Annotated in this window: 18 protein-coding genes and 1 pseudogene; 7 read left to right on the top strand and 12 right to left on the bottom strand. The window is 62.7% G+C overall.

Features of this window, described 5'->3' with window-relative positions; genetic code table 11:
- Nucleotides 1-14: 14 nt before the first annotated feature.
- Together HY836_RS14815 and HY836_RS14810 are read right to left on the bottom strand one after the other, a co-directional pair.
- Nucleotides 15-1,250 carry a DUF1688 family protein gene (locus HY836_RS14815; protein ID WP_290677314.1) on the bottom strand — a complete coding sequence of 412 codons (1,236 nt, stop codon included), beginning with the start codon at nt 1,248-1,250 and terminating at the stop codon, nt 15-17.
- 11 nt (nt 1,251-1,261) lie between these two features.
- Entirely contained in the window at nt 1,262-2,506 is a 1,245-nt protein-coding gene (locus HY836_RS14810) for a GTP cyclohydrolase II (RefSeq protein ID WP_290677311.1), read from the bottom strand.
- Nucleotides 2,507-2,706: 200 nt separating this feature from the next.
- Here HY836_RS14810 and HY836_RS14805 point away from each other — a divergent pair, with 200 nt between their 5' ends.
- Nucleotides 2,707-3,318: a rhomboid family intramembrane serine protease gene (locus HY836_RS14805; protein ID WP_290677308.1), complete on the top strand. Its 612-nt coding sequence runs from the start codon at nt 2,707-2,709 to the stop codon at nt 3,316-3,318.
- Here HY836_RS14805 and HY836_RS14800 read toward each other — a convergent pair.
- The 5 genes from HY836_RS14800 to HY836_RS14780 form a co-directional block, all read right to left on the bottom strand.
- The gene (locus HY836_RS14800) at nt 3,287-4,255 is read right to left on the bottom strand and encodes a DMT family transporter (protein WP_290677305.1); all 969 of its coding nucleotides are present in this window, start codon (nt 4,253-4,255) and stop codon (nt 3,287-3,289) included. The genes HY836_RS14805 and HY836_RS14800 overlap by 32 nt on opposite strands.
- Nucleotides 4,256-4,369: 114 nt before the next feature.
- Nucleotides 4,370-5,377, bottom strand: coding sequence for a DUF2189 domain-containing protein (locus HY836_RS14795; RefSeq protein ID WP_290677303.1), 1,008 nt, complete (start codon nt 5,375-5,377; stop codon nt 4,370-4,372).
- A 128-nt stretch (nt 5,378-5,505) separates the two neighbouring features.
- On the bottom strand, nt 5,506-6,027 hold the full coding sequence (gene lspA, locus HY836_RS14790; RefSeq protein WP_290677302.1) for a signal peptidase II: 522 nt from the start codon (nt 6,025-6,027) through the stop codon (nt 5,506-5,508).
- An 11-nt stretch (nt 6,028-6,038) separates the two neighbouring features.
- Nucleotides 6,039-8,951, bottom strand: a complete 2,913-nt coding sequence (gene ileS, locus HY836_RS14785; protein ID WP_290677301.1) for an isoleucine--tRNA ligase — start codon at nt 8,949-8,951, stop codon at nt 6,039-6,041.
- Nucleotides 8,952-9,100: 149 nt separating this feature from the next.
- The gene (locus HY836_RS14780; protein WP_290677299.1) at nt 9,101-10,087 is read right to left on the bottom strand and encodes a bifunctional riboflavin kinase/FAD synthetase; all 987 of its coding nucleotides are present in this window, start codon (nt 10,085-10,087) and stop codon (nt 9,101-9,103) included.
- A 248-nt stretch (nt 10,088-10,335) separates the two neighbouring features.
- Between HY836_RS14780 and HY836_RS14775 the strand changes: the two genes are divergently transcribed.
- Together HY836_RS14775 and HY836_RS14770 are read left to right on the top strand one after the other, a co-directional pair.
- Nucleotides 10,336-11,127, top strand: a complete 792-nt coding sequence (locus tag HY836_RS14775; RefSeq protein WP_290677297.1) for an alpha/beta hydrolase — start codon at nt 10,336-10,338, stop codon at nt 11,125-11,127.
- The gene (locus HY836_RS14770) at nt 11,127-11,738 is read left to right on the top strand and encodes a TetR/AcrR family transcriptional regulator (protein ID WP_290677295.1); all 612 of its coding nucleotides are present in this window, start codon (nt 11,127-11,129) and stop codon (nt 11,736-11,738) included. Before HY836_RS14775 ends, HY836_RS14770 begins: the two co-directional genes overlap by 1 nt.
- Before the next feature lie 15 nt (nt 11,739-11,753).
- Here the strand turns inward: HY836_RS14770 and HY836_RS14765 are convergent, their stop codons facing one another.
- Entirely contained in the window at nt 11,754-12,491 is a 738-nt protein-coding gene (locus tag HY836_RS14765) for a pseudouridine synthase (protein WP_290677293.1), read from the bottom strand.
- 99 nt (nt 12,492-12,590) lie between these two features.
- Between HY836_RS14765 and HY836_RS14760 the strand changes: the two genes are divergently transcribed.
- On the top strand, nt 12,591-13,454 hold the full coding sequence (locus tag HY836_RS14760; protein ID WP_290677291.1) for an MBL fold metallo-hydrolase: 864 nt from the start codon (nt 12,591-12,593) through the stop codon (nt 13,452-13,454).
- Nucleotides 13,455-13,480: 26 nt separating this feature from the next.
- On the opposite strand, the gene HY836_RS14755 is transcribed toward HY836_RS14760, so the two are convergent.
- Together HY836_RS14755 and HY836_RS14750 are read right to left on the bottom strand one after the other, a co-directional pair.
- The gene (locus HY836_RS14755; RefSeq protein ID WP_290677289.1) at nt 13,481-14,179 is read right to left on the bottom strand and encodes a TIGR02281 family clan AA aspartic protease; all 699 of its coding nucleotides are present in this window, start codon (nt 14,177-14,179) and stop codon (nt 13,481-13,483) included.
- 17 nt (nt 14,180-14,196) lie between these two features.
- Nucleotides 14,197-14,688, bottom strand: coding sequence for a YajQ family cyclic di-GMP-binding protein (locus HY836_RS14750; protein WP_290677287.1), 492 nt, complete (start codon nt 14,686-14,688; stop codon nt 14,197-14,199).
- A gap of 31 nt (nt 14,689-14,719) precedes the next feature.
- On the opposite strand from HY836_RS14750, the gene murB reads away from it, so the two are divergent.
- The 3 genes from murB to HY836_RS14735 all read left to right on the top strand — a co-directional run bounded on the left by murB (nt 14,720) and on the right by HY836_RS14735 (nt 17,311).
- Nucleotides 14,720-15,772: a UDP-N-acetylmuramate dehydrogenase gene (gene murB / locus HY836_RS14745; RefSeq protein ID WP_290677285.1), complete on the top strand. Its 1,053-nt coding sequence runs from the start codon at nt 14,720-14,722 to the stop codon at nt 15,770-15,772.
- 82 nt (nt 15,773-15,854) lie between these two features.
- Entirely contained in the window at nt 15,855-16,757 is a 903-nt protein-coding gene (locus HY836_RS14740; protein ID WP_290677283.1) for a CsgG/HfaB family protein, read from the top strand.
- A 77-nt stretch (nt 16,758-16,834) separates the two neighbouring features.
- Nucleotides 16,835-17,311 (top strand): hypothetical protein, encoded by a 477-nt coding sequence (locus HY836_RS14735; protein WP_290677282.1) that lies wholly within the window; start codon nt 16,835-16,837, stop codon nt 17,309-17,311.
- Between the two features lie 90 nt (nt 17,312-17,401).
- On the opposite strand, the gene HY836_RS14730 is transcribed toward HY836_RS14735, so the two are convergent.
- Both HY836_RS14730 and HY836_RS14725 read right to left on the bottom strand, forming a co-directional pair.
- Nucleotides 17,402-17,719, bottom strand: a complete 318-nt coding sequence (locus tag HY836_RS14730; RefSeq protein WP_290677280.1) for a pyrimidine/purine nucleoside phosphorylase — start codon at nt 17,717-17,719, stop codon at nt 17,402-17,404.
- A 17-nt stretch (nt 17,720-17,736) separates the two neighbouring features.
- Nucleotides 17,737-18,079 (bottom strand): annotated as a pseudogene (locus HY836_RS14725) (argininosuccinate synthase domain-containing protein); the annotation flags it as partial.

Below are 18,079 nucleotides of genomic sequence, written 5' to 3'. Positions count from 1 at the left end.
ACGTCCTCCTGAGATCAAAACACGGTGCCATCGCTGTCGAGGTGCATCGGGGGCGGGCCGCCAGGGCGCTTCGCCAGCGCGATCTGCCTGCCTGCAGCCCAACTGCCCCCCTCCAGCACCCTGGCCAGCGGGAACTGATCGGGCGTCAAGCCCAACTCGCCTCTCACCGCCTCAGCCAGATGATCAAGGATAGCGACGGTCAAGGCCCGCCACTCGACAATGGGTTCGGCATCCACGCTCCAGCGTGTGGTGTGAAAGGCACGATCACGTGCTTGCAACAAGCCCAGATCCAGCAAGAGACCGCCATTGCGGTACTCGGGCAAGCCGGTCAGTTCATCCAGGCCCACCACCTTGAGCCCGGCATCTTCCAGGGGCTCCAGCAAGGAGTAGGTCATCCATTGGCTGAGCTTGTGAAAGGGCACCCACCCGTCCGGTGCATCAGGATGCGGCCAGCAATCACCCAGGGGGATGCCGTCCAGTTCGTGTCGCCCTGGCCAGATGTGCCCCAAGGTGTGGAGCAACAAGGACAAGATCTGTGCAGCACGCACCTGCCCGGTTGGCGCCATGCGGAACAGGGTATCGACGATGTGGCCAGGCCGCAGCAACCCCGGCGCATCCGGACGACCATACACATCCGAGCTGTTCTTCAGGGCGAGCGCCAGTTGCCGCAACAAGTTGGCGCGCCCTTCCAGGCCCACCAGTGGATTGGTGTCACTCACCTGGAAAGCCAGGCCCAGATCAGCGGTGAGCACACGCTCCAGGCCACCGGCATCGGCGCGACAGGGCAGGTGCGGGTCGCTGGACAGTGCCCCACTGGCCCACCAGCGCAGGCTGGCCACGCCCAGGCCCTCCGACCGGGTCAAGGTCTGCGCACTGGCCTGGTCTCTGTACTGCCAGGACGGCCCCGCACCGGCATCGAGCAGCACACTGACCACGGCCAGATCCACCCTGGATCGGGCACGCTCCAGCCTGGTCGAATGAGCGTCCAGGCCATGCTCCTGGGCCACGCCACTCCACCGATCCACACCACCAGCTTCGAAGTGCCGCCAACGGCTGTGATACGGCACTTTGAGGTCCGGGTAGCGTTCCCTGATCACCTTGCTGACATAGGCCGACACCAAAGCCATGCGCTCGGGATGCCACGTGAAATGACGTGCCTGTCCGACTTGAGCCAAGGCCATGATGGCCGCACTGTGTTGCCTCACGGCCTGTGCACTCATCAGGCTGTCGGCCAGTGACGATAGGGGCATTTGCAAGGCACTCATTCCATCAACCCCCGGCCCTTGGCCTGAGCCAGTTCTGCCGCATCCGGCGTGTACGTAGAGAAATAGCCTGCCGCCTTCTTGGCATCCATCTCCACTTGCGCGTCGGCCGGAATCAACTCATCCGGAATAGGCACGCGCTCGACCACTTCAATGCCCTGCTCCACCAAGGCGCCGTGCTTCATGTTGCTCATCGAGGCCCACTTGTCGATGCGCTGGATGCCCAGCCAATGGAACACATCCGGCATGAGTTGCTGAAAGCGCATGTCCTGCACGCCCGCCACACATTCGGTGCGCTCGAAATAGGTTTCGGCACGATCGCCACCGTTCTGGCGCTTGCGCGCGTTGTAAACGAGGAACTTGGTGACCTCGCCCAAAGCCCGGCCCTCCTTGCGGTTGTAGATGCACAGGCCCACGCCGCCTTGCTGCGCCATCTCGATGCAGACCTCGATGCCATGCGCCAGATAAGGCCGGCAGGTGCAGATGTCCGACCCGAAGACATCAGAGCCATTGCACTCGTCATGCACCCGGCAGGCCACCTTGGTCTCGGGCTTGCCCAGTTTGGACACGTCGCCAAAAAAGTACAGCGTCATGCCCCCGATGGGCGGCAGGAAGACCTTCAGATCCGGCCGGGTCACCAGTTCAGGGAACATGCCCGCGGTCTGCTCGAACAGATGGCGGCGCAGCGCGCTTTCCTTGATGCCGAAACGTTCAGCCAGCCCGGGCAGATACCAGACAGGGTCAATGGCTGCTTTGGTGACCTTGACATCACCGTTGGTGTTGAGGATGTCGCCATCCGCCTTCAGGCGACCGCTGGCCATGGCCGCCACCAGTTCGGGCATGTTGATGTGGGCCTTGGTGATCGCGATCGTGGGGCGCACATCCATGCCAGCATCCAGTTGCGCCTTGAACTCGCTGGCCACCAGATGCCCCCAGGGATCCAGGGACACGATCCGGGATGGGTCAGACCAGGGCGCGTGCGGCCCGATGGATTCCGCCGGCGCCGTGTTGGTCAGATCCGGCTTGTGATCACGACTGAGGGTGCCGGATGCGACAGCCAGCGCCCGGTACACCGAATATGCGCCGGAATGCGTGCCGATCACGTTGCGGACGCCGGGATTGGCCACGCTGGCCACCAGAGGTCCACGCTCGGCAGCCGTCGGCGCGCCCCAACGAATGGCCGCCTGGGCGTCACCCCCACGCCGGCGCGTCGGGTGGGATGTCAATACGATGTGGGCGGACATGGCCATGGACCTCCATCAAGTTGCCCGCCGATTTGTGGTCAGGCTTGACTAGTCCATAGCGAGTTGCGTGCCAGGTGGGTGCGGCAAATGACCGGAGATGTATCGAAATGATGGGATTGACGCGGGAATCCAAGTGTCACAGGCTTGCGCGCCCGGCCCTTATGATGTGGGCCTACATCCACTGCCGTCGCTGAACAAGCATGCCGCCGTTGCCCCCCATTACCCAGGCACTGATTCTGATCAACGTTGCCATGTTCTGCCTGGATGATCCGCTCAACGGGTTGCTCACGCATTACTTCGCGCTGTACCCGATTCAAAGTGGCTTCTTCTATCCATGGCAAGTGGTCAGCTACGCTTTCCTGCATGGCTCGCTGGCTCACATCTTCTTCAACATGATGGGCTTGTGGATGTTCGGCAGCGAACTGGAACGCGTCTGGGGATCACGTCGCTACATGGAGTTCCTGCTGGCCAGTGTGCTGACCGCCGCGGCCGCGCAACTGATCCTGTCGCTGCTGGCGGGCTGGAGCAACTACACCGTGGGCGCATCCGGGGGCATCTATGGCCTGCTGCTGGCCTTCGGCATGATGTTCCCCAACCGAACGATCATGCCGCTGTTCCCACCGATCCCGATGAAGGCGAAGGTGTTCGTGGCGGTGTTCGGCGGGCTGGAGTTGCTGCAAGGCGTGATGGGCACGTCGTCCGGTGTGGCCCACTTTGCCCACCTGGGCGGCATGCTGGGCGGCTGGCTGATGCTGCGCTACTGGCGCGGCCAGCCCCCGTTCAAGCCTCGTCGCGGCCCACGCCGTTTTTGACGCCGGGCTGCCCCGCTGATGACACCACGATGCCCGCGGTGATCAGCAGCAAGGCCACCGGGTGATACCAGCGAGGGTGTTGCCCCAGAAAGAGCGCTGACCACAGCGCGGCAAAGATGGCCGTGAGGTTGCCGAAGAACGAGGCCATGGTGGGGCCAACGGCTTGCACACCCAGGCCCCAGCATCGGTAGGCCAGGATGGAGGGCCCAACGGCAATGAAGACCATGGCAGCCCATGTCGAGCCATTCGAGGGCCAGATGGCAGGTTGCTGACCGCCCGCCAGGAAGGCTTCAACCGCAGCGCAGACGCCCGCCCAGATCACACCAAACAAGACCTGGACCTGCAGGAAGGCCGCCCAATCCCAATCAGGCCGAGCCTGGCCCAACATGGACGCGGGCGGCCTGGCCAGCATCCAGCTGTAGAGCGCCCAGGCCAGACTGGCCAGCAGCATCAACAAATCACCCGGGACCAATTGCACCTCGCGCAGCACCGACCACTGCCCCTGTGCGATCACCAGCACCACGCCCAGGATCGACAACAAGGCGCCCGCAAACTGCCGGCCATGCAGACGCTGGCCGTATGCCACGGCGCCCACCAGCATCATCCACACTGGCACGCTGGCGCCGATCAGGGTCACATTCAAGGGCGTCGATGTCTGCAGCGCCAGATACTGCATGGCGTTGTAGGTGCCCACGCCCAACACGCCAATGGCAGCCAGGTAGGCCCAGCGTGCGCGGATGGCCGCCATGTCCTGCCAGATCCGCATGGACAAGGGCATGAGCATCAAGGCCACCAGCAGCCAGCGCAAGGCGTTCATGGCCACGGGCGGCAACGAACCCACCATCAGCCGCCCGACCACGGCATTGCCCGCCCACATCATCGGCGGCAGGATCAAAAAAAGGAGCGTACGGGGCTCCAGGTAGGCTGGGCGCGACAAGGCAGAGTCAGATAAGCAATCAATCTGCCATTAGAACAGGCGAAGGGCCAGTTAACCCCTCACCCTGCCGGGCGCCCCAGCAAAGGTCTCATGGTCAACTGGCCGGAAACGGAGTCAACTGCGTGGCGTGGTGGCAGCGCGGTAGGCGTGCCAGGATGCATGGCCTATCACCGGGCCCACCACCACCAAGCCCAGAAAGCCTGGCAGCATGGCCATGACGATGACCAGGGTGATCAGCGCGCCCCACAGCAGCATGACGCCAGTCTGCGTGCTCACGAGCCGTAAGCTGGCCAGACCGGCCGAGATGGCGTCCACCGACTTGTCGAGCATCATCGGCATGCTGATCACGCTGATGGCAAAGATGAGCGAGGCAAAGACGGCCCCCACCGCGATGTAGCCCGCAAAGAAGGTCAGATACTCCTCGGTCATCATGGATGACAACGGGCCATTGAAGTCGGGGATGCCATCAAAGCTGATCGCAAACATGATCATGGCCGAGCGGCCCCACAGCATCTCCAGGACGAGCAGTACACCCGCGAAGATGGCCAGCTGACCGCTGCTGATGCGCCATGCCGTGAGAGACGACCACATGCTGGAAGACTCGCCACGCTCAAGCCGACGGCTGACGTCATACAGGCCCAGACACAAGAAGGGCCCCATCAGCAGGAAGCCTGCGGACAGAGCCAGGGTGTACTCCGGCGCCTGATGGAAGCAGGCCAACAACAACCAGCCCATGAGCACGAAACAGGCGCCATAGAACGTGCCGATCAGCGGGGCGCGACTGAAGTCATGCCAGCCGCGCGACAGCCATTCAAAGGGGTCGTGCCAGGTCAGTTGCGTGAGCGGCATGTCCAGCACGCTCAGTGGACGAACCTCCTCCGCGGGGTTGGCGTCAATCACCCTCGCGATGTCCACCTGCCCGGCAGCCGTAGCCAGCGACATATTGGGAGCCAGTGGCGCCTCGGAGATCGGCGTCAGGAAGCGCGAGGGCACATCCAACTGTGAGTGTGCCGATTCAGCCTGCGCTGGCCACTGAATGGCGCGCCTCAACGTGGGCCTGCGCCGATGCGTACGGCGACGAGAAACCAGGACGTGATGTGTCAAACGACCAGCCGAACCCATGAGTTCTCCTTCGAGGATGCCTCGGTAGGAGAAAAGTACGCCTGGATTTGATCTGCGTCACTGGTGAAAACGCGGGGAAACGGACAAATGCTCTGTCCTCGACAGGGCATTCATGCGATTAACCAGCGTTATCCGCGACGAACTCGCCGCAATTCATCCAGAATCAGCAAGGCTGCTCCGATGGTGATGGCGCAGTCGGCCACGTTGAAGGCCGGGAAATGTCCACCGGGGAACATGGGCGCCAGGAAGGCCCAGTGGAAGTCGAGGAAGTCCACCACATAGCCATGGATGAGGCGATCGATCACATTGCCGATGGCGCCTCCCAGAATCAAGGACAAGGCCCAGGCAAACAGCTTCTGACCATGGTGCTGGCGCAGCATGTAGATGATGAAGCCCGTGGCGACGAAACCCAGTCCCACGAAGAACCAGCGCTGCCAGCCGCCAGCATGAGCCAGGAAAGAGAAAGCCGCACCGGTGTTGTGCACCCGAACCACATTGAAGAAGGACCACACCTCACGGCTGTCGCCGTACTGGAAGTAGCCCACGATCAACACTTTGGTGAACTGATCCAGCAGGATCAGGATGAAGGCGATGCCCAGCCAGGGCAACAATCCCTGGCTGGTGCCGGAAGCGGACTTTTTGGTGGCCATGGTCGATCAGATCAGGCGTGTGCGCGGTGCTCACCCTCGCCATGCAGGTTGCTGTCGCAACGGCCGCAGATGGTGGGGTGTTCGGGGTTGCTGCCGACGTCGTCACGGTAGTGCCAGCAGCGCTCGCACTTCACGGCCTTGGACGGGTTGACTTCGATCTGTGTGGCGTGGCCTTCAGCCAACTCGATGCTGGAGACGATCAACACGAACTTGAGGTCATCGCCCAGGCTGCGCAGATCGGCCAGCAGGCGCTGGTCATCGGCGTTGATCGTGACGAACAGATTGGCCTGCAGTGAAGCGCCCACTTCACCACGGGTGCGGACTTCTTCGATCTGGCGGTTGCACTCTTCACGGAAGGCGCGGATGCGCGACCACTTGGCCAGCAACTCTGTGTCCTTGTCCGCCTCGTGGAAGTCCCAGTAGGTTTCGGTGAAGATCGTGTCGCCCTTGTTCTGGCCGCCGTTGAAGACCTTCCACGCCTCTTCGGCCGTGAAGCTCAGGAACGGCGCCATCCAGCGCAGCATGCCGTTCGTGATGTGCCACAGCGCAGTCTGCGCGGCGCGGCGGGCCGGGCTCTTGGCGGCGCTGGTGTAGAGGCGATCCTTGAGCACATCGAGGTAGAAAGCACCCAGGTCTTCCGAGCAATACACCTGCAGCTTGGCCACGACCGGGTGGAACTCGTAGCGCTCATAGTGGGCCAGGATGTCTTCCTGCAGTTGCGAGGCACGGGCCAGCGCATAGCGGTCGATCTCCAGCAGCTCGCCCAGCGGCACGGCGTCCGTTTCGGGGTTGAAGTCAGACGTGTTGGCCAGCAGGAAACGCAGGGTGTTGCGGATGCGGCGGTAGCCGTCCACCACGCGGGCGAGGATCTTGTCGTCGATGCCCAGGTCGCCCGAGTAATCGGTGGAGGCAGCCCATAGGCGGATGATCTCGGCGCCCATCTTGGTGCTGATCTCTTGGGGCGCCACTGTGTTGCCCACGGACTTGGACATCTTGCGGCCCTGGCCGTCCACGGTGAAGCCGTGGGTCAGCAGGCCCTTGTAGGGGGCGCGGCCATAGATGGCGCAAGCGGCCAGCAGCGAGCTGTGGAACCAGCCGCGGTGCTGGTCATGGCCTTCCAGGTACAGGTCGGCTTCGTGCAGTTCGTCGTGGCCGGCCGTCGGGTGGCTGCCTTGCGCCGGGTTGAGCACGTGGAAGAAGGAGGTGCCTGAGTCAAACCACACGTCCAGGATGTCTGTGGACTTGCTGTACTCGGCTGCCTCGGCACCCAGCCATTCGGCCGGATCCAGCTTGGACCAGGCTTCCACGCCGCCAGCCTCAACCAGGTCCGCAGCCTTGTCCATGAAGGCCATGGTCTGCGGGTGCAGCTCGCCTGTGACCTTGTGCAGGAAGAAAGGCAATGGCACGCCCCAGTTGCGCTGACGGCTGATGCACCAGTCAGGGCGGTTGGCGATCATGTCGCGCAGGCGGGTGCGGCCGTTCTCCGGGTAGAAGGTGGTGTGGTCGATGGCGTCCAGTGCGGTCTGGCGCAGGGTCTTGTCGGCCGGGTTGGAGGCGAACACGCCCTGCCCCTCGTCCATGCGCACGAACCATTGCGCGGCGGCACGGAAGATCACCGGGGTCTTGTGGCGCCAGCAGTGCGGATAGCTGTGGACGATGTCCTTGGTGGCCAGCAGGCGGCCGTGCTCACGCAGGGTCTCCAGCACCACCGGGGCGGCCTTCCAGATGTGCTGACCGCCGAACAAGGGCAGATCGGCTTCGTAGACGCCATTGCCCTGCACGGGGTTGAGGATGTCGTCGAACTTCAGGCCGTGGGCGATGCAGGAATTGAAGTCGTCCACACCATAGGCAGGCGCGGCGTGCACGATGCCGGTGCCGTCTTCAGCACTGACGTACTCGGCCAGATACACCGGCGATTCACGGTCATAGCCCTTGTCCACATGGGCCAGCGGGTGCTTGAACTTCAGGCCTTCGAGTTTGGCGCCGGTTGTCGTGGCGATGACCTTGCAGTCATCGGCTTCAAAGCCATAGCGGGCCACGGCCTTTTCCACCAGCGATTCCGCCAGCACCAGCAGGCCCTTGGGCGTGTCAACCAGCGCGTAGCTCAGCTCGGCGTGTACGTTCAGGGCCTGGTTGGCGGGGATGGTCCAGGCGGTGGTCGTCCAGATCACGGCGAAGGCATCTTTGCTGAGTGTGCTCAAGCCGAAGGCGGCTGCCAGTGCGGCAGGCTCAGCGCTCAGGAAGGCCACATCCAGCGTCTGGGACTTCTTGTCGGCGTATTCGATCTCGAACTCGGCCAGCGAAGAGCCGCAGTCAAAGCACCAGTACACCGGCTTGAGGCCACGGTAAACGTAGCCGCGCTCCATGATCTTTTTCAGGGCGCGGATCTCGTTGGCTTCGTTGCCGAAGTCCATGGTGCGATAGGGATGGGCCCAATCGGCCAGCACGCCCAGGCGCTTGAAGTCGGTGCGTTGGCCGTCGATCTGCTCGGCGGCATAGACACGGGCCTTGGCCTGCACGTCATCGCGAGAGAGGTTGCGGCCGAAGGTTTTTTCGATCTGGTTCTCGATGGGCAGGCCGTGGCAGTCCCAGCCAGGCACGTAGATGGCGTCCATGCCCTTGAGCTGGCGCGCCTTGACAATCATGTCCTTGAGGACCTTGTTGACGGCGTGGCCGATGTGGATGTTGCCGTTGGCGTAGGGCGGGCCGTCGTGCAGCACGAACTTCGGTGCGCCTTGACGGGCGGCACGCAGCTTGTCGTACAGGCCTGTCTTTTCCCACTCGGCCACCCAGCCCGGCTCGCGCTTGGGCAAGTCGCCCCGCATCGGGAAGGGCGTGTCGGGCATGTTCAGCGTGGCGCGGTACTGGCTTTGGCCCTCACCTGTGGTGTTGGCGGAGGCAGTGGGCTTCTTGTCTTGACTCATGATCGTTCTCGGCAAAGGAACACGACAGGGCGGCCAAACATGGCCCCGTTGCCATCGGGTTCCTGGGAATCAGGTGAGCCGCGCACCACGCTCGCTGTCAGCAACGGCGGGGAAAGCGGCCAGGCTTGGGTTCGGTCAGACGGTGAGCGTCAAATTCGGTCGCGCGTGGTCTGACGGCGCTGCGCCTGGAAGAAGGACTTCGCATCGGCGATGTCCTTGTGGATGGCAGCCTGCAACGCGTCCAGCCCGTCGTAACGGGCTTCATCTCGGAGTTTGTGCAGGAGTTCCACGCGCACGATTTTACCGTAGCCCCCTTCGGTGCCCAGATTGGCGGGCCATTCGAAACAATGAACCTCCAAAAGAACCCGCCCGGCGTCTTCCACCGTGGGGCGCACGCCCAGGCTGGCCACGCCTTCAATCGGGTGCTCAGCCAGGCCATGGGTGCGGACCACGAAGATGCCCGTGGTGGCCGGTTTTTCGTGCCCGAAACGCACGTTGAGCGTGCGGCAATCCAGGCTGCGGCCCAGCTTGGCGCCATGCACCACGTGGCCGCTGACGGTGTAGGGGCGCCCCAGCATCTGCTCGACGCGGGCCATGTCACCGGCCGCCATGGCATCGCGCACCACCGAAGACGACACGCGCACGCCGTGCACCTCATAGCTCATCATGCGGGCCACATCAAAACCACGGTCATTGCCGGCGGCATCCAGCAGCTTGTAGTCGCCAGCACGTTTGGCGCCAAAACGGAAGTCATCGCCCACCAGCACGTAACGCGCGTTCAGGCCCTTGACCAGCACCTTGTCGATGAAGTCGTCCGGGCTTTGGCTGGCGAAGTGGCGATCGAAACGCAGGATGACCACCTGATCCACCCCGCAACGTTCCAGCTCGGAGAGCTTGTCGCGCAAGGTCGCGATGCGCGCAGGCGCGATCTCGGGCTTGCCGGCCAGTTGGGCGAAATAGTCACGCGGGTGCGGCTCGAAGGTCAGCACGGTGGCGGGAACACCACGGTGCTGCGCTTCATTGCGCAACAGGGCCAGCATGGCCTGATGCCCCCGGTGCACCCCATCGAAATTGCCGATGGTCAGCGCGCAGGCTGGGGCCAGCGCCGCATGGTTGAAACCACGAAAGACTTGCATAGGCCCAAATTATGCCCGGCGATCCCCCTCACCAAGGGGGCAAAGGGCACTGCATCGGTTTGCCAACATAAAAGTGATATTAAAATCACATTAATTCAAAAATGAGGGAGGGCCACCCGACTAGTTCGGCGTGGTCCATATTGGGAAACGCCCGGCGTGTCGTAGACTGCGCCCCGATGTCTCACCAGCTATTCCCGTCGCATGCTCTGGCGCGCGACGGACTGAAACTCCACCTGTCGCACTGGCCCGTGGCTGCACCCCAAGGTGTGGTCGTATTGCTGCATGGCTTGTCGGAGCATGGGCAGCGTTATGCAGTAACGGCGCAGCGCCTCAATGAGGTCGGGTGGAGTGTGGTCGCGCCGGATTTGCGAGGCAATGGACTGTCAGAGGGCCCGCGTGGTGCCGTCAAGCACGATGACGACTTCCTGCACGATCTGGCCACCGTTCTGGACCTGATCAACTTGCACTACCCTGGCCTGCCTCGGGTGTTGCTGGGCCACAGCTTGGGCGGCGCATTGGCTGCGCGCTTTGCTTGCGCACAGGCCCTGCCGCGTGAAGACATCAACTGGGCGCGCCCGCTCGATGGCCTGATCCTGTCGGCCCCCGCGCTGCAACCGAGCATGAGCCTGGTGCAAAAAGCGCTGCTCTCCACCATGGGGCGCCTGATCCTGGATGTGGCGGTACCGGTGGCGTTCAAGCCGGAATGGCTCAACTCCGATCCGGTCGTGATCGAGGAAATAAACCAGGACCCACTGGCGCACAAAAAGATCACGCCCCGTGTGGCCCTGTTCCTGGCAGGCCAGGGGCCCATCGTGCAACGCCGGGCCGCCAGTTGGACGATCCCGACCTTGATGCTCTACGCACCGGAAGATCGGCTGGTCATGCGGGAGGGCTGTGAGCGCTTCATGAAGGCCCTGCCCATGGATCTGTCCACCATGCAGGCTTTCCCAGGGCTGAAACACGACCTGCTGCGCGAGTTGGGCAAGGACAAGGTTCATCAAGCCCTGCAACAATGGCTGACACAAACCTTTCCCGCATGATGAGTGAGATCGCCCCACCACGCCGCCGCACTGGGCGCCCGTCCAAACAGGACACGGCCTCAGGTCAGGATGCCAAGACCATGTTGCTGCAGGCAGCGGGGGCCGAGTTCGTGGAGTTTGGCTACGAGCACACCACATCCAACCGCATCGCCCACCGCGCAGGCTTTGCGCCTCAGACCTTCTACCGTTGGTACAAGGACAAGCTGGAGGTGTTCATCCAGGTGTTCGAAGCCTGGACGGACGCGGAACTGAACCAGCTCGACGGCATGCTGACCGAGCAGACCAGCAGCCAGGACATCGCCGAAGCCTTTGTGCAGAACTTTCGCAGCTTTGCCCTGTTCAAACGCAGCTTGCAGCAACTGGCCCCGACCACGCCCGAAGTTCGGCAGGCACGCGCGGCCTGCAGGCTCAAGCAGATCCAGCAAGTCAAGCGCTGGAACCCCCAACTGCAGGACGACGAGTTGATCGCCGCCTTGTTGATCGGTGCCGAAACACTGTGCCAGGCCCTGGCTGAAGGCGAGTTCGAGGACATGGGCCTCAGCGGCCGCGCCGCCTACAAGCAGCTGTCGGTGTTCATTGACCGATTGCGCCCTGAAGCCGCGTCCGCCTGATACAACAAGACCTGATCAGGGCAGCACGAGTTTGGGATCATCCAGCCAGCGCCACTGCCCAGGGGCCAGATCGTCTGACAAAGTCAGCTGACCGATCTGGCTGCGATGCAGTGCCTCCACGCGGTTGCTGACGGCCGCCACCATGCGCTTGACCTGATGGTACTTGCCTTGCAGAAGCGTCAGGCGCAAATGAAAGGTCTCGCCCTCCCCCACCGCCTCGGCCGCGTCCGCCTTGACGGGCAAGGGGTCGTCATCCAGCACCACGCCTTTGAGCAACTTGTCGCACATGGCCTGGGTGACCGGGTGTTTGCAGGTCACTTCGTAGACCTTGGGCACGTGGTGCTTGGGTGAGGTGAGCTTGTGCAACAAGGGGCCGTCATCGGTCATGAGCAGCAGGCCGGTGGTGTCCTGGTCCAGACGCCCCACAGGCTGCAGGCCACGGCGGCGCAAAGGCACGGGCAGCAGGTTGTGCACGCCGGGCCATGCGCCCGGTTTGAGCGAACACTCGTACCCGGCGGGCTTGTTCAGCACGATCAGGGCCTTGACGTGCGTGATCCAGGGCATGCCGTCCACCACCAGTTCAAGCAGATCTTCAGGGAAGACGGCATCCGGATCGGTCACGATCTCACCATTGACCTGCACCAGACCATGCAGCACCAGCCCCTCGCACTCGCGGCGGGCGCCAAAGCCCTGGGCAAACAGAATCTGATCCAGGTGCTCATGACCGGCGGGCAAACGGGAACGTGGTGGCATGGTAAAAAAGCAAAATCTCTGAGAGGTGGCCGAGGTCTGGCCAAACCGACATTGTGCTGCCATCATGCCTGCGCAGCCATCAGCCTGAAGGGTTTCCAGATGAAAGTGCACCACCTCAACTGCGGTTCCATGTGTCCGTTAGGGCGCCGCTTGCTCAATGGCGAGGGTGGCTGGCTGGCCCCGGCACACATGTGCTGCCACTGCCTGCTGATCGAGGGCAAGGACGGGCTGATCCTGGTGGACACCGGTCTGGGCACGGCTGACGTGGCCAACCCGCGCCGCCTGGGCATGGGCTTCAATGCAGTGGTCCGTCCCCGGTTGCTGATGAGCGAGACGGCGCTGCATCAAATTCGGGACTTGGGCCTGGACCCGCGCGATGTGCGCCACATCATCCCCACCCATCTGGATCTGGATCACGTTGGCGCTTTGAGCGACTTCCCGCAGGCTGAGGTGCACGTCTATGCCAAGGAGTTGCAGGCGGCCATGACACGCGCCAGCCTGAAGGAACAAGGCCGCTACATCCCCGAACAATGGGCGCACGGGCCACAGTGGTCACCTCATACCGTGGAGGGCGAGCGCTGGATGGGCTTTGAGGCCATTCGCGCCCTGCCCGGCACCGACGAGGAGGTGCTGCTGGTGCCCCTGACAGGCCATACGCAAGGGCATTGCGGTGTCGCCGTGAGAAGTGAAGACGGCTGGCTGCTGCACTGTGGCGATGCCTATTTCTTCCGCGGCGAAATGGACCTGGATGATCCCGACTGCCCTCTGGGCCTGCGCGTGTTCCAGAGCCTGGTACAAATGGATGGCGCCAGCCGTGTGGCCAATCAGTTGCGTTTGCGGGAACTCAAACAACATCATGGCCACGAAGTCACGCTGTTTTGTGCGCATGACCCCGTGGAACTGGCTCAACTGGAGGCGCGCGCCCGGCAACAGCAGGGCCAGCGCAAGCAGTTCGCCGCATGATCACCCGCTGACCAGGGGAGGGCGAATCAGAACCGCTTGGTCAAGGTGAGGGTGTCGTTATCGCGCCTCATCTGAAAGCGCGTCAAGAACGTGTTGCCCAACAAGATGTGGGGCATGGGCTGCGGCAACACAGCCGCCTCCACATTGAACACCTCGACATCCTGGATCCGGAGCGACGTCAGGTTCACGCGGTAAGCCACCACACGACCATTGGCGGTACTGCCGTGGATTTGCGCACCGTCCTCGAACTTGATGCCCATGCGCCGGGCCTCGTCCTGCCCCATGGCCACCGAGGTCGCGCCCGTGTCCACCATGAACTGCGTGGCCTTGCCATTGATCGAGCCCTGCGTGATGAAGTGGCCACCTGGGCCTGCCGACAGCACGATCTGCGTGCCCGACGCACCCCCACCTGAGCGCCCCCCAATGCTCACGGGCGCTTCGCCCAGACGCACGGTCTGACGCTTGCCGGCCACCTCTACCACAGCCTGCTCGGCCCCAACGCTCACGACCTTGACGCCCTGCGCAGCATCACCAGCGGCCATGGCTTTAGGTGCACCACCGTTGATGACCAGCAAGGCCTTGTGGCCCATGCCGCCTGTCATGGCCACGCTCTGGGCAAAGGCCTGCCCTTGCATGACCAGCGCCGCGCAGGCCAGGCCCATCTTCAGTCTGGAAGTTGCTGCTTTCACCGCCGAGTCCCCCTGTTTATTGATCGGCTGCATCATGAACGACTTCCAGGCAATCAGTCGCGGAAGTTGTTGAAGGTCAACGGCGCTTCCGTCAGGTCCTTCTTCATCAAGGCCATGGCCGCCTGCAGATCATCACGCTTGGCGCCTTGCACACGGACCGTGTCGCCCTGGATGCTGGCATTGACCTTGAGCTTGCTGTCCTTGATGAGCTTGGTGATCTTCTTGGCCAGTTCGGCCTCGATGCCAGCCTTGAGCTTGATGACCTGCTTGACCTTGTCGCCGCCGATCTTCTCGGCCTTGCCGATGTCGAGGAAGCGGATGTCGACCTGGCGCTTGGTCAGCTTGTTGTTGAGGATGTCGCGCACCTGGTCGAGCTGGAAATCGCTGTCGCCCAGGACTGTGATTTCCTTGTCCTTTTCCTTGAATTCGATCGAGGCACTGGTGCCTTTGAAATCGAAACGGGTACCGATTTCCTTGATGGTCTGGTCTACCGCATTGCGAACTTCAACCAGATTGGGATCGAGGACGGTGTCAAAAGTGGGCATGTATTTCTCCTTTGTCTGCGAAAATTCTGCCATGCACACGCCGCCTGCCGCTCTACCCCCCTCTTCCCTCGTGATCGAAAGGGGGGCGAGCCTTCGCGCTTTCAACACCTTTGGCCTGCCATCCAACGCCAAGGTGCTGGTGCGGATCGGCTCGGAAGCCGACGTGAAGAAGGTGGTCAACGACCCGGAACTGGGCCGTGCGCCCAAGTTCATCCTGGGTGGCGGCAGCAACCTCGTGCTCACACAGGACGTGGACCTGTGCGTGCTCAAGATTGAAATCAAGGGGCTGCGTCTGCTGGAAACACGCGATGATGCCTGGATTGTGGAGGTCGGTGCGGGAGAATCGTGGCACGAGACGGTGCAATGGTGCCTGGACCAGGGCCTGCCCGGCCTGGAGAACATGGCGCTGATCCCCGGTACGGTGGGCGCGGCGCCGGTGCAGAACATCGGCGCCTACGGGGTCGAGCTGAAAGACCGCTTTGAATCGCTGGATGCGGTGGACATGATCACGGGCCGCACCGTCACGCTCAACGCCCAGCAATGCAGCTTTGGCTACCGCGACAGCGTGTTCAAGCAACACCTGGGCGGCAAGAGCGTGATCACCAAGGTGCGCCTGCGCCTGCCCCGCCCCTGGCAGCCCGTGCTGGGCTATATCGAGCTGGAACGCAAGATCGCCGAAACGGCCAATATCAAACCGGACGCACGCCAGATTTTTGACTGGATCTGCGAAGTGCGCCGCGCCAAACTGCCGGACCCCGCCGTGATCGGCAATGCTGGCAGCTTCTTCAAGAACCCGGTGGTCACGGCCGAGCAATGCCGCGACATCATCGGCCGAGACCCCGAAATCGTGCACTATCCCATGGACGATGGCACCTTCAAGCTCGCCGCCGGCTGGCTGATCGATGCCTGCGGCTGGAAAGGCAAGTCCATTGGCCGTGCCGGTGTCTATGAGCGCCAGGCGCTGGTACTGGTCAACCGTGGCGGTGCCAGCGGGGCCGAAGTGGTCACCCTGGCCCGGGCGATCCAGGAGAGCGTGTACGGGCGTTTTGGGATTCGGCTGGAGCCCGAACCTGTTGTGGTCTGATCCGAACGACCACTCTTGCTAGGGAGAGGCGAGCGATTCGCGTCGCCCTATACTTTGCGGATTGATTCACGGAGGTCTGCTCATGCGTTCTGATACCCAAGACCGCGTCATGTCGCGCTGGTCGTTCTCCCTGCTGACTGCTGCCCTGGCTTCAGCCATGCTGGCCGGTTGCGGCTCCACCGCCCCAACGCTGGGCGAAAACAAAGGTGTGGTGAGCGGTGCCGCTGGCGGCGAAAGTGCTGAAGGCCAGAACTCGCAACTCGAAAACTGCCCTGAAACGCTGGGCACCCTGGCCATCGAGGAAGACACCACGGCGCCTTGGTACTACCAGTTGCGTGACCACCAACTGGGCTCGACCATCCCCGTGCTGCGCCTGATGATCCAGCAAAGCAACTGCTTCGTGATCGTGGAGCGCGGCAAGAGCCTCAACAACATGATGCGCGAGCGTGAGTTCGCCCGTGGCGATGAGAGCCGTGCCGGCAGCAACTTCCAGAAGGGCCAGATGGTGGCGGCTGACTACACCATGAGCCCCGCCATCCAGTTCTCCGGCAAGACCGGAGGCGGCAGCGCCTTCGGCGGCGGCGGTGCACTGGGCATGCTGGGCGTGATCGCCGGCAGCGTGGGCCGCAATGAGGCCTCCACCACCTTGCTGCTGATCGACAACCGCTCTGGCGTGCAGATCTCTGCGGCAGAAGGCACCGCCAAGAACTTCGACTTCGGCATGTTCGGCGCAGCCTTTGGCGGCGGCGGCTTTGGCGGTGGTGGTGGCTACTCCAAGACGCCGCAAGGCAAAGTGATCGTGGCGGCGTTTGCCGACTCGTTCAACCAGATGGTCAAGGCCCTGCGCAAGTACAAGGCCCAGACAGTCAAGGGTGGCCTGGGTACGGGCGGCCGACTGGGCGTGCAAGGTGGCGAAACAGCCGCCTCCAAGGAACTGGATGCCAAACCGGCACCCGCGCCAAGCAAGCCCGCCAAGAAAAAATAAGAAAACCGATGAAGCCCCAGGCTGATGGCACTTGAACGTGCGTATCAGCCGGGCAGCATCCACACAGGAGGACAGCCATGCGCCGTCTCATTCAAATGGCAGCCGCCACTGTGGTGCTGTGCATCGGTGCACAGGCCTCGGCTGCTGAATTCAACCTGTTCCTGAGTTGCACCGGCAAGCTCAGCGCCAATGGCAAGGCCAAATCGGCCACGCTGGATCTGGCCATGCGGGACAGCAATGAAACCGCCCTGATCCAGCGCTCCAATGTGCTGCCTGTGGGTGAACGGCTGCGGTACAAGGCCTCACCGATGGCCTATTCCATGGTCTACAAGCTGCCCCAGCCAGGTGCCCACTTCTACCGTGACTGGATGAGTGGCAGCTGGGTTGTCTGGCAGCCCAACCTGAAGCGCCTGGCCACCATCCGCATCTCGGTGGATCGCCAGACTGGCGGGCTTGAAGGTGATCTGCTGGATTTCAATGACGATTCACTGGGCACCATCGCCATGGATTGCCAACCAGCCAGGATGGAAGACATGCCGGAGCCCAAGTTCTGATGACACCGCCTCGGTGTTGAATGACCTCGCCCGCACCCATGAAAAAAGCCTCCTGAACCAGGAGGCTTTTTCTTTGGCATCAAGCCCGCATCAACCGAAGTGGCAGATGTAGTGGTAAGGCTCGCCTTCCACCTTGATCTCGAACGAGGAATTGCCAGGCACGTTGTAGCTTTCGCCTGGGCCGTAGCTCTTCCATTCGGTCTCGCCCTTGAGCAAGATGCTGCAACGGCCTGCGACGGTTTCCATGATCTCGGGGGCGCCGGTATTGAAGGTCAGCGCAGCGGGCAGGATCACGCCAACCGACTTGCGGGTGCCGTCAGCCAGGGTCACGGTGTGCGAGACGCACTTGCCGTCAAAGTACACATTGGCTTGCGTCGCAACGCTGCCAGACAGGGAGGTGGTGGTCATGTTCGTGTCTCCGAAAGTTACTTGGCAGCCTTCTTGGCCACAACCTTCTTCGCAGCAGGCTTCGCAGCGCCCTTCTTGGCAGCCACCTTGCCGGCAGTTTTACGAGCTGGCTTGGCCGAAGCCGCACGAGCCGCCTTCACATTGGCACCGATGCGCAGACGCAGGGCGTTCAGCTTGATGAAGCCGGCAGCGTCTGCCTGGTTGTAGGCGCCGCCGTCGTCGTCGAAGGTCGAGATCTTGGCGTCGAACAGGCTGTCGGTCTTGGACTCGCGGCCCACGACCAGGATGGTGCCCTTGTACAGCTTGAGCTTGACGGTACCGTTGACGGTTTCCTGGCTCTTGTCGATCAGGCCTTGCAGC

The sequence above is a fragment of the Aquabacterium sp. genome (assembly GCF_016234775.1).
In the GTDB taxonomy this organism is placed as follows: domain Bacteria; phylum Pseudomonadota; class Gammaproteobacteria; order Burkholderiales; family Burkholderiaceae_C; genus Aquabacterium.
This window is presented reverse-complemented; position numbering and strand designations above follow the sequence as displayed.

What these genes read in the sequence shown, in the direction of transcription:
- HY836_RS14815 (WP_290677314.1), bottom strand. Translation starts at nt 1,250, where the DNA reads ATGCCCCTATCGTCACTGGCCGACAGCCTGATGAGTGCACAGGCCGTG.
- HY836_RS14810 (WP_290677311.1), bottom strand. Translation starts at nt 2,506, where the DNA reads ATGTCCGCCCACATCGTATTGACATCCCACCCGACGCGCCGGCGTGGG.
- HY836_RS14805 (WP_290677308.1), top strand. Translation starts at nt 2,707, where the DNA reads ATGCCGCCGTTGCCCCCCATTACCCAGGCACTGATTCTGATCAACGTT.
- HY836_RS14795 (WP_290677303.1), bottom strand. Translation starts at nt 5,377, where the DNA reads ATGGGTTCGGCTGGTCGTTTGACACATCACGTCCTGGTTTCTCGTCGC.
- lspA (WP_290677302.1), bottom strand. Translation starts at nt 6,027, where the DNA reads ATGGCCACCAAAAAGTCCGCTTCCGGCACCAGCCAGGGATTGTTGCCC.
- ileS (WP_290677301.1), bottom strand. Translation starts at nt 8,951, where the DNA reads ATGAGTCAAGACAAGAAGCCCACTGCCTCCGCCAACACCACAGGTGAG.
- HY836_RS14780 (WP_290677299.1), bottom strand. Translation starts at nt 10,087, where the DNA reads ATGCAAGTCTTTCGTGGTTTCAACCATGCGGCGCTGGCCCCAGCCTGC.
- HY836_RS14770 (WP_290677295.1), top strand. Translation starts at nt 11,127, where the DNA reads ATGAGTGAGATCGCCCCACCACGCCGCCGCACTGGGCGCCCGTCCAAA.
- HY836_RS14765 (WP_290677293.1), bottom strand. Translation starts at nt 12,491, where the DNA reads ATGCCACCACGTTCCCGTTTGCCCGCCGGTCATGAGCACCTGGATCAG.
- HY836_RS14760 (WP_290677291.1), top strand. Translation starts at nt 12,591, where the DNA reads ATGAAAGTGCACCACCTCAACTGCGGTTCCATGTGTCCGTTAGGGCGC.
- HY836_RS14755 (WP_290677289.1), bottom strand. Translation starts at nt 14,179, where the DNA reads ATGATGCAGCCGATCAATAAACAGGGGGACTCGGCGGTGAAAGCAGCA.
- HY836_RS14750 (WP_290677287.1), bottom strand. Translation starts at nt 14,688, where the DNA reads ATGCCCACTTTTGACACCGTCCTCGATCCCAATCTGGTTGAAGTTCGC.
- murB (WP_290677285.1), top strand. Translation starts at nt 14,720, where the DNA reads ATGCACACGCCGCCTGCCGCTCTACCCCCCTCTTCCCTCGTGATCGAA.
- HY836_RS14740 (WP_290677283.1), top strand. Translation starts at nt 15,855, where the DNA reads ATGCGTTCTGATACCCAAGACCGCGTCATGTCGCGCTGGTCGTTCTCC.
- HY836_RS14735 (WP_290677282.1), top strand. Translation starts at nt 16,835, where the DNA reads ATGCGCCGTCTCATTCAAATGGCAGCCGCCACTGTGGTGCTGTGCATC.
- HY836_RS14730 (WP_290677280.1), bottom strand. Translation starts at nt 17,719, where the DNA reads ATGACCACCACCTCCCTGTCTGGCAGCGTTGCGACGCAAGCCAATGTG.